Genomic DNA, 13,173 nt, shown 5'->3' with positions numbered 1-13,173 from the left:
CCCCGGGCCCGGGGTCAGCGGGCGGGGAGTCCGTCGAAGTCCAGCGTTCCGGCCGTGGCCTCCGCGCTCACGGGGAGCCGCAGGACCTCCGCGACCGGGTGGGGCACCGGGGTCAGGCCCAGCAGTCCGGTGACGAGCGCGGTCGTGGTGCGGTGCCAGGCGGGGGCGCGGCGGATCATCGCGTGGTCGCTGCCCCGCACGGTGATCAGGCAGGTACGGGCTCCGGCGCGGCGGGCGCGGGTGGCCAGGGACTGGGTGGCCTGCGGGCTGGTGACCCGGTCGCGGGTGCTGTGCAGGAGGACCACGTCCCGCCCGGCGAGCTGGGTGACCGGGTCGCCGGGCGGGCACCAGGGGGCCAGGCCGACGACCCCGCGGACCAGGGGGTGGCCTCCGGCGCGCAGGGCGGCGCGGGCGCCCATGGAGTGGCCGAGCAGGATCACCGGCAGGTCACCGGCCTCGTCCTGGAGCTCGTCCAGGGCCTGCACCGCGTCGTGGAAGGCGTCGTCCCGCTCGCCGTTCCACCCCCGGTGGCCGTACCGCACCCGGCGCACCAGTACGGGGCCGGTCCTGTCACCGCGGTGCTCGCCGGTCGCCGGTTCGCCGGGCGCGCGTTCGCGGGTCGCGCTCTCTCCGGCCGCGCCTTCTCCGGCCGCGCGTTCCCCGGTCGCACGTTCTCCGGTCGCCCGGACGAGGGACCGGATGAACGGCCACATCCGCAGTCCGGGGAGGTTGAGCAGGCCGGGCGGCGGCGGCTCGGTCCCCCTGGCACGGCCGCCGTGCAGGACGAGCACCGCTGCCGAGGGCATCTGCGGGGCCACGCACACCTCCTGGGTGGTGGGACGGTTCGCCCTTACGAGGAGCATGCTCGTGCGGAGCACCTGGGCACATTCTCGTAGGAACCCCTGCGCGGCGGGCACCTCGCCGCGAACATTCCCCGGACGAAGGAGACATCATGGCATCAGGTCCTCAGATCGGCGCCCCCGCACCGGAGTTCACCCTCCCGGGTGGGGAGCTCGTGGGTGAGGAGTTCGTGCGCCGGGACTACTTCCGCGACAGCGCGCCGGGCCGGGCGCTGATCCTCGCCTTCTATCCCGGCGACAACACGACGGTCTGCACCCGGCAGCTCTGCTCGTACTCCTCCGGCCTGGAGGTCTTCGAGGGGCTCGGCGCGGACGTCTGGGGAATCAGTCCACAGGGTGTGGACAGTCACGAGAGCTTCGCCCGCGGCCGGGGGCTGCGGATGCCGCTGCTGGCCGACGCGGACCGCGCGGTCGCCCGCGCGTACGGGGTCGCCGCGCCCGGTATCGGGGTGCGCCGCTCGGTGTTCCTCATCGGCCCGGACGGCGTGTTGCGGTGGAAGCACGTGGCACTGATCGGCGCGACCTTCCAGTCGGTCGACACGCTGGCCGAGCAGCTCACCGCCATCGGGGCCGTCTGACGCAAGCCCTCCCTCAGGCGTCGTGCAGCCAGGGTCGCAGCTTCTCCGGGTTGCGGACCACCCACAGGCGGGTGACGCGGCCGTCGGCGATCTCCAGCGACGCGACCGTCAGGACGGTGCCGCCGCTCCGGGCCACCAGGCCCGGTGTGCCGTTGACCGAGCGTTCCAGGAGTTCGAGTCCGGGAGCCCGGTCGGCGAGGGCGGCCATGTAGGCGGCGATGCGCGCACCGCCCTCGACGGGGCGCAGGACGGCGCTCGTCAGGCCGCCGCCGTCCGCGGTCAGCACCGCGGCCGGGTCGAGGAGGCCGACGAGGGCCGCGATGTCCCTGGTCTCCCACGCCTCCTTGACCTGGCGCACCACGTCGCCCCGGCCGGCCGCCGTCACCGGCGCGCGCTCCTCGCGCAACCGGCGCCGTCCCGAGGCGGCGAGCTGTTTGCAGGCGGCCGGGGTCCGGCCGAGGACGTCGGCGATCTCCGCGAACGGGTAGCGGAACACGTCGTGCAGGACGACCGCCACCCGCTCGGCGGGGGTCATCGATTCCAGCACGACGAGGAAGGCCATGGTCACCGACTCGTCCAGGACCATCAGATCGGCGGGGTCGGCACCGCCGTCCCGGTCCTGCCCGGCCGGGCCGGGCAGCGGATCGCGCAGCGGGTCGGGCAGCCAGGAGCCGACGTACCGTTCGCGTCGCGCCCGCGCCGAGCCGAGCACGTCCAGGCAGATCCGGCCGGTCACGGTCGTCAGCCAGGCGCCGGGGGCGGCGATCTCGTCCCGCCGCGCGGGCGCCAGCGTGTACCAGCGGGTGTACGCCTCCTGCACGGCGTCCTCGGCCTCCGCGAGCGAGCCGAGCAACCGGTAGGCGATGTTGAGGAGTTGGCGCCGCTCTCCGGCGACCTCGTCGGTGCGCGCACCCGCCCTGCCCATGCCGGCCGCCCCCTCGCCTTACCTTCTCCGGGCCCATGTCGTCGGACGGTTACGACCTTATCGACCGACCGCCCTGCGGGGCGGAGAAGAAGGGGGACCGTGGCCATGACCACCCGGGCGACGACCGAGCACGCGACGACGGAGGAGACGACGGATGCGCGGGGGACGGCGGGGCGCCGCATCTCGTTCCTGCGGATCGCGATAGCCCTGCAGACCCTGACCATCTTTCTCCAAGCGGTCTCCGCCGGACTGCTGCTGACCGCCTCCTACGGGGAGACGCTGCACAGCGTCGGAGCCCGGGTGATATACGCGGCGTCGATGCTGTACGTCCTCGCGGCGGTGCTGGCGTGGAAACCGGGCGGCGGCCCCCTCCGGCCGGTCTGGCACGCGACCGGCTTCCTGGTCCTCGCGTCCGCGCAGGTCGTGCTCGGCATCGCGCACGTGCCCTCGGTCCATCTGCCGCTCGGGGTCCTGATGTTCGGCCTGAGCCTGCTCGCGCTGGTGAAGCGCTGAAAGCCGTACACGGCCCGGGTGCGGGAACCGAGGGCGCGCAATGGTTCGTCCCCCCGTCCGACTGGGCAAGCACCCGGCATCGAGGTTGCTCCAGGATTGCCGGTTCCCGGCAGTGACGGTGCGCCCCGGGCCGTGAGACGCTCCGGTCGGTTCGCCACGGAGCTGGGCCGGGGGGCCCGAAAGCTCAAGGGGGGTACGAAGTGACGCTTCTGCTCGCACTGGGTGCGGCGGGACTCGCCCTGCTCGCTCTGTCGTTGCTCTTCGACGGCATCCTGGAGGGGATCTTCGGGGGGCTCTTCGGAGGCCTGCTCACCGGACTGTTCGACGGCCTGCTCTCGCTTCCGGTGATCGCCGGATTCCTCTCGATGCTCGGCTTCGGCGGAGCGATCGTGCAGGGCACCACCGGGGCGGGACTGGCCGTGGCCCTGGCGAGCGGGGGCCTCGCGGGACTGGTGGCGGCCTGGCTGACCTGGAAGTTCAGCCGGTCCCTGATGCAGGACCGCACGGACCCCACACCGCGCGGCGACGACCTGATCGGTACCACCGGTTCCGTCGTCACCGCCATCCCGGCAGGCGGATACGGCGAGGTGCTGCTGCGCCACGCCGGGCACACCGTGAAGTACGCGGCGAAGAGCGCCGCACCCGTCGCACAGGGCGCCGAGATCTGGGTGGAGGCCACCTTGTCCACCTCCTCGGTCAAGGTTCGTCCGGTAGAACGCCCGTAAAACATAAGGCTGTTGAACAATCCGCCGCCCGAGCGGGCGGCGGGCCAGGGGGCATCACCACATGAGTCCAGTCGTCATCTCGGTCATCGGCATCGTCGTACTGTTCGTGTTTCTCGGTCTCGCGGTCGTCACCCGGTACAAAGTCGCCGGGCCCAGCGAGGCATTCATCATCACCGGGCGCCGGGGCAAGAAGCACACGGACCCGGTGACCGGTCAGACCAGCATCGACAACACCGGCCAGAAGGTCGTGGTCGGCGGCGGCGTCTTCGTGGTGCCGTTCGTGCAGCAGCGGTACACCCTCGACCTCTCCAGCCGGCAGATCCCGGTGAAGGTGCGCGGGGCCGTCACCCTGCGCGGGGTGAAGGCCAACCTCGAAGGCGTCGCCATCGTCAAGGTCGGTGGCAGCGAGGACGCCATCCGGGCGTCCGCGCAGCGGTTCCTGCGCCAGCAGGCGGGGATCGCGGGCTTCACCCAGGAGGTCCTCTCGGGTTCGCTGCGCGCGATCGTCGGCCGGATGGCGGTCGAGGACATCATCCGTGACCGCGCCGCCTTCGCCAGTCAGGTCGCGGAGGAGGCCGAGGCGAGCCTCTCCGGCCAGGGCCTGATCCTGGACGCGTTCCAGATCCACGACATCACCACGGAGGGCACCTACCTGGAGGACCTGGGCCGCCCCGAGGCCGCCCGCGCCAAGCAGGAGGCGGACATCGCCGAGGCCAACTCGCGGCGGACCTCCGAGCAGGCCCGGCTGAAGGCGGCGGAGGACATCGCCGTCGCCGAGCGGACCTTCTACCTGAAGCAGGCCGAGATCCGGGTGGAGACCGAGGTGGCCGCCGCCAAGGCGAACGCCGCAGGGCCGCTCGCCGAGGCCGCCCGTCAGCAGGAGGTCCTCCAGGAGCAGGAGAAGGTCGCCCAGCGCCAGGCCGCCCTGACCGACCGGGAACTCGACACCCGCGTCCGCAAGCCCGCCGACGCCGCCCGGTACCAGGCCGAGCAGGAGGCCGAGGCCCGCCGTATCGCCAAGGTCAAGGAGGCGGAGGCCACCGCCGACCGCGCACGGCTGACCGGTGAGGGCGAGAAGCTCCAGCGTTCGGCACTGGCGGCGGCGGTACGCATCGAGGGCGAGGCCCAGGCCGCCGCCATCGCCGCCCGGGGTGCGGCGGAGGCCGAGGCCATGCAGAAGAAGGCCGACGCCTTCGCGCAGTACGGCGACGCGGCCGTCCTGCAGATGCTGGTGGAGGTGCTGCCCAAGGTCGTCGCCAAGGCGGCGGAACCGCTGAGTGCCATCGACAAGCTGACGGTCATCTCCACCGACGGGGCGAGCCAGTTGGCGCGCACCGTCACCGACAACGTCGCGCAGGGCATGGAGTTGCTCACCTCCACGACCGGAGTCGACCTCGCCTCGCTCCTCAAGAACCTCACCGCCTCCCGGACCGGCGCACCGGCAGCCGCCGTGGCGGCGGGTTCCGAGGCGGCTGCGGAGCCGAGCACCACGAACGGCGGGAAGACGAAGGGCGACGGGAAGATCGAGGTCACCGACTGAGGCTTTCCCGCATCCGGTGGGGCCGTCCGCGCCCGAAGGCTGTCCCGCGACCGGGGACAGCAGCCTTCGGGCGCGCGGGCGGCCTCATTCGTCCGCCGGGCGCTCCGGGGGTCGTGCACCCGCGCCGCCCGGTGGGGCGAGCCCGGCGAGGCGGTCGCGCCAGCCTCCGGTGCCGTCCCCGGTGAGCCCGTCCTCGCCCCGGGCCCGCGCGTTCGCGTCCCGTCGGGCCGCCCACAGCGCGAACGCCTCCGCCTGCTGGCACTCCTCGCACTTCGTGCGTCCGCCGTACGCCCGGAGCATGTGCTCGTCACCGGGCCCCTCGCAGACCACCAGCGGCACCTCCGGCACCACCTCCCGGTCGAGATCCTCGCCCGATTCGGACACCCACCCCCGGCCCGGGACGAAGACCACGTCGCCGGGCCGGTCCACACCCTGGGGACGCGAGGCCCCCCGCGCCACGGCTCCCGCCACGACACGCCGGTGGCCCGGTTCGGGCGGCATCTTCTCCGTCAGCCGGTGCCGCACGAAGCCCACGGCCGATCTCACCCCGTCCTTCGGCAGCTGCGAGCTCAGCACGTACCGCATGTCGGCGGCCGACACCCCGCGCCGCAGCCACTCGGCCGCCTTGTCCACCAGGCCCCGTACCTCGTACTGCCCCAGGTGGAGCTGCTTCGTTTCCTTCCTCAGCGACAGCAGCACCTGCTCCGCCAGCACCATCTCGGGCGTCCAGCCCTTCCCCCGTGCTTCTCCCGGATCCTCCGCCACGGCCGCGGGAGCGGCTACGGGAACGGCCACGGGAACGCGTTCGGGTACGGGAACGCTTTCGGGTTCAAGAACAGACGCGGCCACGGGTGCGGGGACCGGCTCGTGCACCGGCTCGGGGGCGGGCGCGGAGGCGGCAGGGGCGGCCGTGGGCCCGCACACGCGCACCGGCTCGGTCCACGGTTCACGCACCCGTCCGGCCTCCGGCGCCCGTACGTACGCCGCTGCGGGGGCGTCCACGGGCGCGGCAGCGATCACCGGGGCGGTCCTCGGCGGCGGGACCTCGGCACGCGCGACCGGCGCCGCCGTGACCCCCACCGGGTCCTGCTCGATCAGCCACTCCGGCGGGTCCGCCCAGAAGCCGCTGTCGGACTCGTCCGCGAGCAGCGGTCCCAGCTCGAACCGGCTTGCGGACCCGACTCGTTCAGCGTTCGAGTTCTCAACCACCCTGGTAGGTAGGTGGGATGAGCGCGCCATCAGTTGTCCGTCAGGTGGGTAGCCGCCGTCCCGCCGCCCTCGCAGCCGACCGGCAGGCGGACCCACGTCACTCGGATTGACCTGCGGCAACGCACTTTCCAGAGGCGCCCACCCCCCGGCCAGTCCCCAGCTCGACCTCCTGCCCGGCCCCCGGTGCGAGCCGTTTCCCGAGCCGCCGCCAGGCCCTTCCCCCGACCCCTCGCCCGGCCCTTCGCCCGGCCCCTCGTCGGACCAGACCGTCTCGTGCTCCCGGCGCGCCCAGACCGCCTTCGCCTCCTGCGGAGTGATAGGCGCGTTCGCCAGGATCTGCGCGGTCGCCCACCGGCCCCCCTCGAAGGGGTAGGACCACTGGTGCAGGTAACCCTCGCGCTTCAGAAACCTCTTGGCCCGCTTGTAGGGACCGGAATCGATGCCGGCCGCCCGGGCGTAATCCGACAGCGGCCCCAGCAAGCCGAGACGCTCCTCGTCGGGGAGCCCTTCCACGTACAACACGATGATCTTCGCGTCGCTGTTCATCCGGCGCGAGCCGACCAGTGACCTCGAACGCCTGCCGGTGTCCGACACCGGCGAGATAGCATGCCAAAGCATCCCTGTGGACCTTTCTCGTCCATAGCGGTGAAGGCCCTCGGGACGGTGCTGGGTACACCTCCGGGGGCCGCGCCATGTGCGCGTTCGCACACATAGCGTGATGACGGGGTCACCGTACAACACCCGTAACACCCCTCAGGACACGAATGGGCCGCCACCGGACACATGCGCCCAGAGACCCCAACTGCCGCTTGGTTGAAGGCTTCGGACGGATCATCAGTTCGAGAGGGTGAGCGGTGCACTCACGCGTTCGTCCACACCGTCCCGGAATCCGGTCCGGGGAGAACGCGCGGCAAGGGAACCTGATCCAACTCGCCCACGTCGAACCGCGGAACACGAGGACAGAGGGGGACACACCTCTCTGCCCGATCGACCGAGGGGGGACACACATGAGGGGCACGAGGCGATCCGCCGGCTGGCTGGGGGCGGCGGTCATGGTGCTGTCGACAGCAGCGTGCACGGCGAGTGGCGGTGGGGGCGAGGCATCCTGCGTCGCCAACTTCACCTATCAGGACAGGTCCTACTGGGACGCGGGGAAAGTGGACTTCACGGTCGGAGAGAAGCTCGGCGCCGCGGCCTCGACACCCTGCTACGACACCGGCGACCGAGGGAAGAGCGAGGAGCCCCCCACCGAAACCGAGACCGCCTACACGGTGGTGGGCGTCTCGCCCGAACTCGCCATCGCGGTCGGCGACACACCGGAGTCCGCCACGTTCTTCGCGGTCCACTCCGACGCGGAGGGTGCCGCCGACGCCGAGTTCCCGCCCGAGGTGCGGAAGCTGATCGACGGCTCCTGAACCGGTGCCGGACGGGGCACTGTGTTCGGAGAGACACGGTGCCCCGGCCGGCAGCGGCACGCGGGGCCCGGTGCGGTTCCACGACTGACGCCGCACCGGCCCCCCGCACGGGCCGTGTGACCAGGGGCCGCACTCGACCCTCGCCGCTCAGCGGCTGGTGGGTGCGGCGGTGGCGAGGGCGGCCGGGGCGTCGCCGCCCGGGTCGGCGGAGACCGGGTCCGCGGAGTTCTGGTCCGTGGCGGCGGCCGGGTCCGTGGTGGCGGCCGGGTCCGTGGTGGCCGAGGACGGCACGGCGGAGGCCGAGGAGGCGGAGGTCTCCTGCGGGACGGGCCCTGCTCCGGAGACCGTCGGGGTGGGCGCCGGTGTGGGTGCCTGACCGGTCGACGCGGGTGCGGACGGCGACGGGGCCGGGGTGGCCGGGACCGGCACCGGTGACGCGGGGGCGACCGGGGAGGCCGGAGACGCCGGCAGGACCGGCACGACGCCCGGCGAGTCCCCGCCCGCCGCCAGCCGGAACGGCAGGACCGCCAGCCCGGCGACCGCGCACGCGATACCGACCCCGGCGGCGGCCCGGCGGTACCTCCGGCCCGCCGCGCTGCGGCGGATCTCCTCGTACCGGCCCGGGGGCGGACCGAGACGGTCGCCGGTGGGCCGCAGGATGACGGCGAGCGGGTCGTCGGGCTCGAACTCCGGCTCCTCGTCAACGCGTGTGATCAAGGCTTCTCCTCAGGTGGGCGCGGAGCAGTTCGCGGGCCGCGTGGAGATCGGCCTTGACGGTCCCTTCCTTCCGCCCGGTCAGCGCGGACACCTCCCGGATCGGCATGTCCGCGTAGTAGTGCAACAGGATCGGCACGCGCAGCCGTTCGGGCAACGACTGCACCATCATCCGCACCGAGGGATCGGCCTGCTCGGAGGGAGGGCCGACGATCTCCTCGGCCACCACCCGGCGTACCGCCTTGCGCTCGCGCTCCAGCGAACGCCAGTGGTCGCGTACGAGGTTGGCGGCGGTGACGTAGAGGTACCCGCGCGGCTCGTCCACCGAGGTCCACCGCGCCCAGAGCCGGGTGAACGCCTCCGAGGCGATCTCGTGCGCCGTCCCGTCGTCGTCCACCAGGCGGCGGCACCACCCGGCGAGACGCGGATAGAGGACGGCGAACAGCTCCGACGCGGCCTGGTCGTGTCGGCCGCGCCGGTCGGTCCTGTCGGTCCTGTCACTCCTCTCGCGGGCCCGCTTCATCGGGCTCCCGGGTGGGACGCGGTCCGGCTCGACCCGGCGAGGGCCGCGAAGACGATCACGTTGTCCAGGTAACCGCCGCCGCCGTCCCGGGCCCCGCCGCAGGTGATGAGCCGCAGTTCGGGGCGGTCCACGTCGCCGTAGACCTGCTCGGTGGGGAACTCCGCCTTCGCCACCGTCCGGGTGGCGTAGACGGTGAACTCGGCGGCCGTCGCGTCTTTCAGGCGCGCCACGATCCGGTCCCCCGCCCGCAACTCCCCGAGGCGCCGGAACACCCCGTCGCCGTACGACCCGACCGTCACGTGCCCCAGGATCACAGCAGGGCCCCTCTGGCCCGGCGTCGGCCCGTACTCGTACCAGCCCGCCCGGTCGTGCGCGGTGATCGCGGGCACCTCCACCGTGCCGTCCTCCTCCAGGCCCAGCCGGACGACCGGGGTGTCCACCCCGATCGCCGGAACCTCCAACCGGAGCGGCAGCGAGCGCGCCGACGCGTCCGGCACCGCCTCGGCGTGGGGCGAGCCCTTCGCGGACGAGCCGCCTTCCGGCGCGGGGGTGACGGCAGCCTCTGCTCGCGCGTCACCCCCACCACCGGCACCGCCCCCGCCGCCCGCACGGCTGCCACAGCCGGCGAGCAGCGAGGCCACGGCGGCGATCCCGAAGGCCCGCCTGGAGTACGAGGTCACGCCCCGGCCGCCCCGTTCACGCCGCTCACCACGGTGGAGCGGCGGCGACGCACGAGGAACACGGCCGCGCCCGCCCCCAGCGCCACGGCGGCGGCGCCGCCGATCAGGGCCCCGTCACCGCCGCCCGACTGCCCGGCGACCTCACCGGTGTTCGGCGCTCCGGCCGGCACGGCGGAGACCTGGGCGTCCTCGGCGGGGACCGGGGACGGAGGCTCGGTGGCGGCCTCCGTGGCGGCCTGGGGCTCCGCGGTGGCCGGGGCCGGAGCGGCGGTCGCGGCCGCCGTCGGGGCCTCGCCCGGGGCGACGGAGGCCGTGGCGGTCGGGACCGGGGCCGGTGTCGGCCCGCCCGCGAAGGCAGGACCGGCGGCGGTGGCCAGCGCGGCGGCGCAGACAAGCGTCATCAGACTCAGGGTGGTTCGGCGCACGGACTGCTCTCCTTCGTCGTCGGCCCACCGGGACGGGTGGGCCGGGAAACGGAACGTGCGGAGAGACGAGGCAGCAGCACCCCGGGTTGTAAAGGAATGGCAAAGCCGCTCGGCCGTCCGGCCGAGCGGTGCGGGACCCGGCCGGTCAACAGGCCCCCGGATCCCTGTCGTTCGGGGCCATGTGGCGCGCCGCCGCCGCGTACCGCGCGAGATGGTCCACCGCCTTCGCCAGCAGCCGGAGATTGACCGCCGGGTCCTGCCCCGGGTCCTGCGCCACGGCCCACGCGTGGCAGACCATGTGCGTGACGATCTCCCGCGCCCGGGAGTCCGCGAGCTGCGCGGCATACGCGTCGGCCATCGGCGCGTACGCGACGATGGCGCGGCGCAGACGGGCCCGCAGGGCGTCCGCCGCCTCACCCGTCGCCCGCCCCCGGGCGAGATCGAGGGCCAGCTGCACGTCGGCGGCCAGATCCGCGCGACTGACCGGCACACCCGTGTGGGGTGTACCCACGTACGGCGGAACTCCGTACGTCACACCGCCGTACCCGGTCCCTCCGGCTCCCCCGTACGCCGCCCCACCGTACGAACCACGCGTACCGGGCGGCGTGCAGTGCCCCGGGGCGACACCGGACGTGCCGGTATCGCACGTACCAGTGCCACCGCCCGCCCCACTGCCACCACTCGCCCCGCTGTTTCCACCGGTCCCGTCGCTCCCGCTCGCCCGGTTGCTACCGCTGGTCCCGTCGCTTCCGCTCGTCCGGTTGCTACCGCTGATCCCGTTGCTTCCGCTCGTCCGGTTGTTTCCGCTGGCTGAGCTCATCGCGAACTCACCTCTTTCGGTGCGAAGGGTGGATCTGAACTCCCGGAGGGATGCCGTTCAGTGAACTTGCGAACACACACAGTGAGGAGATGCCAGGCTGTGGGCCACATGTAGTCCCGCGTAGGCCAGGCCGGGAGGACCGCCCTGGTGAAGGAGTGAGCGCAAGGTGCCCGAATCCCAGGAGATCGGCGAGCTGATTCGCCAGGCGTGCGCGGCACGAGGCTGGGGTCCGAGCAAACTCGCCCGGGAGTTGGGAATCGCGGAGGGGCGCGGACCGAACGGCCTCGACCGCCAGTCGGTACGGCGATGGATGGCCGGCCGACGGAAACCCGACTACTGGCTGCCGTACATCGCCGACGTACTCGGGCTCGACACCGACCCGCCCCGCCCGACGCCGTCCGTACCCGCTCAACGATCCGCCTCCCGCCCCCTTGCGGGCCTCGATACCGTGGCGTCAGTCGTCGAGTTGGGGAGGAACGACGTGCTTCGGCGAAACTTCCTGGCCGCCTCGGGCGCCCACGCTCTGGGCGCTCTGAACCTGCCCGACCCGGAGAGCGTCACCCGCCGGACCAACCGCGTCGGCGGCGTACGCGTCGGCACCGGCGAGGTCGCCGCCGTACGCCAGATGACCCGCGCCCTCGGCGACACCGCCGCCGAACTCGGCGGCGGGCACGCCCGCCACCTCGCCGTCCGCTACCTCACCGAGGACGTCGCCCCCTGGCTCGACGGCACCTACACGGACGCCATCGGGCGGGAGTTGTTCGCCGCGACCTCCCAACTCGTGCACCTGGCGGGCTGGATGGCCCAGGACGAGGGCAACCAGGGCATGGCCCAGCAGTACTACGCCCACGCCTACGGCCTCGCCGTCGCCGCCGAGGAAGCCGAGCTCTCCGCAACAGCGCTGAGAGGCCTGGCCGTTCAGGCGATCGACCTCGGCCCCAAGTACGGCGCGACGGCGTTGCGCCTCTCCGAACGCTGCGTCGACAGCGCGAAGGCGCTGGACGACCCGCGCGCCGTCTCCTACTTCCAGACCACCCTCGCCGACGCCGCCGCCCTCGACGGCGACCACCGCCTCGCCACCCGGGCCCTCACCGCCGCCCAGTCCGCGATCGAGAAGACCCCCGACGCCGCACCCGGCGAATCCTGGGCCTCCCACTTCAGCATCGGCCGCTGGGCCCACCACTCCGGCATGATCCTCGCCCGCCTCGGCGACCTGGACAGCGCCACCGGCCACCTCCGCGAATCCCTGGAGATCCACGGCATCGACCGCCGCCGCAGCCGCGCCATCATCCTCGCCGACCTCGGCCAGATCCACCTCCGCCAAGGCCACCTCGACGCCGCCCTCGCCACCTGGACCGACTTCCTCGACTGCGCCGAAGGCATCCGCTCCGTCAAGGTCACCGAAGCCACCGAAGACATGCGCACCCGCCTCGACAAGTACCGCAAGGTCCCCGGCGTGGAGGAGCTGCGCGCCCGCGCCGAAAGCCACGTGCCCACGGGGGCGGGGGCTCCGGCGGGGGGCGGGTGACATGTCGGCCACGGCCTCGAAGACGCCAGAATGGAAGGCATGGACGTCCCCCAACTGCTGGAAGCCGCTTCCCTGCTCGTCCCCGAGGAGATCGCCACCGCGAACGACCTCACGGTGTCCGACATCTGGGAGTACCTCACCCAGGACGAGTGGGAAGTCGCGTTCGGGCTGCTGGAGGAGCTCGGAGGGGTCCGGCCGCTTCCTCTCGCCTTCTGGGAGGCCATGGGCACCGCAGCCGAACAGTTGCGGCTGGAGAGAAGTGCGGCCTGGTGTCACTGGCGCTCCTACGAAACCCGCAACGGCGTCATCCGGGCCGACTTCACCCTCCGCCCGGCCGCCGAGGGCCGCCGCCGGACACCCGTACCCGGCCCCGGGATCCTGCGCCCGATGTGGAACATCGGCAACCGGACCCCGACCGGCGACCCGGTCCTCAACATCGCCAGAGTCTGGGTCGAGCGCGCACCCTTCCTCGAACCCGGAGGCCGCGCCCCGGTGCGGCTCGCTCCCCTGACCCCCGACGACTGGCGGCACCTGGTTCCCGGCCAGGTGATCACCATGCACGAGATCCGATCCGTGGGCGGGACCGCGGTCGTCCTGGAAGTCCAGCGCCCCGCGCCTGCGCCCACCGCCTAGAGGGCTGTCCCGCAATTCCTGGCGGGTGCGCGACGACAGCCACGGCACCTCGCCGCGTTGTCGGGGCGTCCGCATACATCCAGTA

15 protein-coding genes are annotated in these 13,173 nt (G+C 73.0%); 7 read left to right on the top strand and 8 right to left on the bottom strand.

The features are described 5' to 3' along the window. Positions 1-14: 14 nt before the first annotated feature. Positions 15-818, bottom strand: coding sequence for an alpha/beta hydrolase (locus ACFWEP_RS22545; protein ID WP_387372216.1), 804 nt, complete (start codon positions 816-818; stop codon positions 15-17). A gap of 134 nt (positions 819-952) precedes the next feature. On the opposite strand from ACFWEP_RS22545, the gene ACFWEP_RS22540 reads away from it, so the two are divergent. After that, positions 953-1,438 carry a peroxiredoxin family protein gene (locus tag ACFWEP_RS22540; protein ID WP_387372212.1) on the top strand — a complete coding sequence of 162 codons (486 nt, stop codon included), beginning with the start codon at positions 953-955 and terminating at the stop codon, positions 1,436-1,438. A 13-nt stretch (positions 1,439-1,451) separates the two neighbouring features. On the opposite strand, the gene sigJ is transcribed toward ACFWEP_RS22540, so the two are convergent. Continuing rightward, entirely contained in the window at positions 1,452-2,363 is a 912-nt protein-coding gene (gene sigJ / locus ACFWEP_RS22535) for an RNA polymerase sigma factor SigJ (protein WP_387372210.1), read from the bottom strand. A 105-nt stretch (positions 2,364-2,468) separates the two neighbouring features. Here sigJ and ACFWEP_RS22530 point away from each other — a divergent pair, with 105 nt between their 5' ends. The 3 genes from ACFWEP_RS22530 to ACFWEP_RS22520 all read left to right on the top strand — a co-directional run bounded on the left by ACFWEP_RS22530 (position 2,469) and on the right by ACFWEP_RS22520 (position 5,141). Next, positions 2,469-2,876 carry a hypothetical protein gene (locus ACFWEP_RS22530; RefSeq protein WP_387372214.1) on the top strand — a complete coding sequence of 136 codons (408 nt, stop codon included), beginning with the start codon at positions 2,469-2,471 and terminating at the stop codon, positions 2,874-2,876. Positions 2,877-3,076: 200 nt separating this feature from the next. Continuing rightward, positions 3,077-3,601, top strand: a complete 525-nt coding sequence (locus ACFWEP_RS22525) for a hypothetical protein (protein ID WP_387372208.1) — start codon at positions 3,077-3,079, stop codon at positions 3,599-3,601. 61 nt (positions 3,602-3,662) lie between these two features. Further along, the gene (locus ACFWEP_RS22520; protein WP_387372206.1) at positions 3,663-5,141 is read left to right on the top strand and encodes a flotillin family protein; all 1,479 of its coding nucleotides are present in this window, start codon (positions 3,663-3,665) and stop codon (positions 5,139-5,141) included. A gap of 84 nt (positions 5,142-5,225) precedes the next feature. Here the strand turns inward: ACFWEP_RS22520 and ACFWEP_RS22515 are convergent, their stop codons facing one another. Next, on the bottom strand, positions 5,226-6,968 hold the full coding sequence (locus tag ACFWEP_RS22515) for a hypothetical protein (RefSeq protein ID WP_387372204.1): 1,743 nt from the start codon (positions 6,966-6,968) through the stop codon (positions 5,226-5,228). A gap of 389 nt (positions 6,969-7,357) precedes the next feature. Between ACFWEP_RS22515 and ACFWEP_RS22510 the strand changes: the two genes are divergently transcribed. Beyond that, entirely contained in the window at positions 7,358-7,765 is a 408-nt protein-coding gene (locus tag ACFWEP_RS22510) for a DUF6281 family protein (RefSeq protein ID WP_387372202.1), read from the top strand. Between the two features lie 147 nt (positions 7,766-7,912). Here ACFWEP_RS22510 and ACFWEP_RS22505 read toward each other — a convergent pair whose 3' ends face one another. From ACFWEP_RS22505 to ACFWEP_RS22485, 5 genes are all read right to left on the bottom strand, one after another. Then, positions 7,913-8,482 (bottom strand): hypothetical protein, encoded by a 570-nt coding sequence (locus ACFWEP_RS22505; RefSeq protein WP_387372200.1) that lies wholly within the window; start codon positions 8,480-8,482, stop codon positions 7,913-7,915. Further along, on the bottom strand, positions 8,466-9,002 hold the full coding sequence (locus ACFWEP_RS22500) for an RNA polymerase sigma factor (protein ID WP_387372199.1): 537 nt from the start codon (positions 9,000-9,002) through the stop codon (positions 8,466-8,468). Before ACFWEP_RS22500 ends, ACFWEP_RS22505 begins: the two co-directional genes overlap by 17 nt. Then, the gene (locus ACFWEP_RS22495; RefSeq protein ID WP_387372197.1) at positions 8,999-9,682 is read right to left on the bottom strand and encodes a class F sortase; all 684 of its coding nucleotides are present in this window, start codon (positions 9,680-9,682) and stop codon (positions 8,999-9,001) included. Before ACFWEP_RS22495 ends, ACFWEP_RS22500 begins: the two co-directional genes overlap by 4 nt. After that, positions 9,679-10,107 (bottom strand): sortase-dependent protein, encoded by a 429-nt coding sequence (locus tag ACFWEP_RS22490; RefSeq protein ID WP_387372195.1) that lies wholly within the window; start codon positions 10,105-10,107, stop codon positions 9,679-9,681. The genes ACFWEP_RS22495 and ACFWEP_RS22490 overlap by 4 nt, the downstream gene beginning before the upstream one ends. 145 nt (positions 10,108-10,252) lie before the next feature. Next, complete coding sequence (locus ACFWEP_RS22485) at positions 10,253-10,618, bottom strand: hypothetical protein (RefSeq protein WP_387372193.1); 366 nt, start codon at positions 10,616-10,618, stop codon at positions 10,253-10,255. Positions 10,619-11,093: 475 nt separating this feature from the next. Between ACFWEP_RS22485 and ACFWEP_RS22480 the strand changes: the two genes are divergently transcribed. Next, on the top strand, positions 11,094-12,455 hold the full coding sequence (locus ACFWEP_RS22480) for a tetratricopeptide repeat protein (protein ID WP_387372191.1): 1,362 nt from the start codon (positions 11,094-11,096) through the stop codon (positions 12,453-12,455). A gap of 39 nt (positions 12,456-12,494) precedes the next feature. Beyond that, positions 12,495-13,088 carry a hypothetical protein gene (locus ACFWEP_RS22475; RefSeq protein ID WP_387372189.1) on the top strand — a complete coding sequence of 198 codons (594 nt, stop codon included), beginning with the start codon at positions 12,495-12,497 and terminating at the stop codon, positions 13,086-13,088. The last annotated feature ends 85 nt before the right edge of the window (positions 13,089-13,173 follow it).

The sequence above is a fragment of the Streptomyces sp. NPDC060198 genome, from assembly GCF_042728415.1.
GTDB lineage: Bacteria > Actinomycetota > Actinomycetes > Streptomycetales > Streptomycetaceae > Streptomyces.
This window is presented reverse-complemented; position numbering and strand designations above follow the sequence as displayed.

Coding starts and splice junctions, on each gene's coding strand:
- ACFWEP_RS22540 (WP_387372212.1), top strand. CDS start 953: ATGGCATCAGGTCCTCAGATCGGCGCCCCCGCACCGGAGTTCACCCTC.
- sigJ (WP_387372210.1), bottom strand. CDS start 2,363: ATGGGCAGGGCGGGTGCGCGCACCGACGAGGTCGCCGGAGAGCGGCGC.
- ACFWEP_RS22530 (WP_387372214.1), top strand. CDS start 2,469: ATGACCACCCGGGCGACGACCGAGCACGCGACGACGGAGGAGACGACG.
- ACFWEP_RS22520 (WP_387372206.1), top strand. CDS start 3,663: ATGAGTCCAGTCGTCATCTCGGTCATCGGCATCGTCGTACTGTTCGTG.
- ACFWEP_RS22515 (WP_387372204.1), bottom strand. CDS start 6,968: ATGCTTTGGCATGCTATCTCGCCGGTGTCGGACACCGGCAGGCGTTCG.
- ACFWEP_RS22510 (WP_387372202.1), top strand. CDS start 7,358: ATGAGGGGCACGAGGCGATCCGCCGGCTGGCTGGGGGCGGCGGTCATG.
- ACFWEP_RS22500 (WP_387372199.1), bottom strand. CDS start 9,002: ATGAAGCGGGCCCGCGAGAGGAGTGACAGGACCGACAGGACCGACCGG.
- ACFWEP_RS22475 (WP_387372189.1), top strand. CDS start 12,495: ATGGACGTCCCCCAACTGCTGGAAGCCGCTTCCCTGCTCGTCCCCGAG.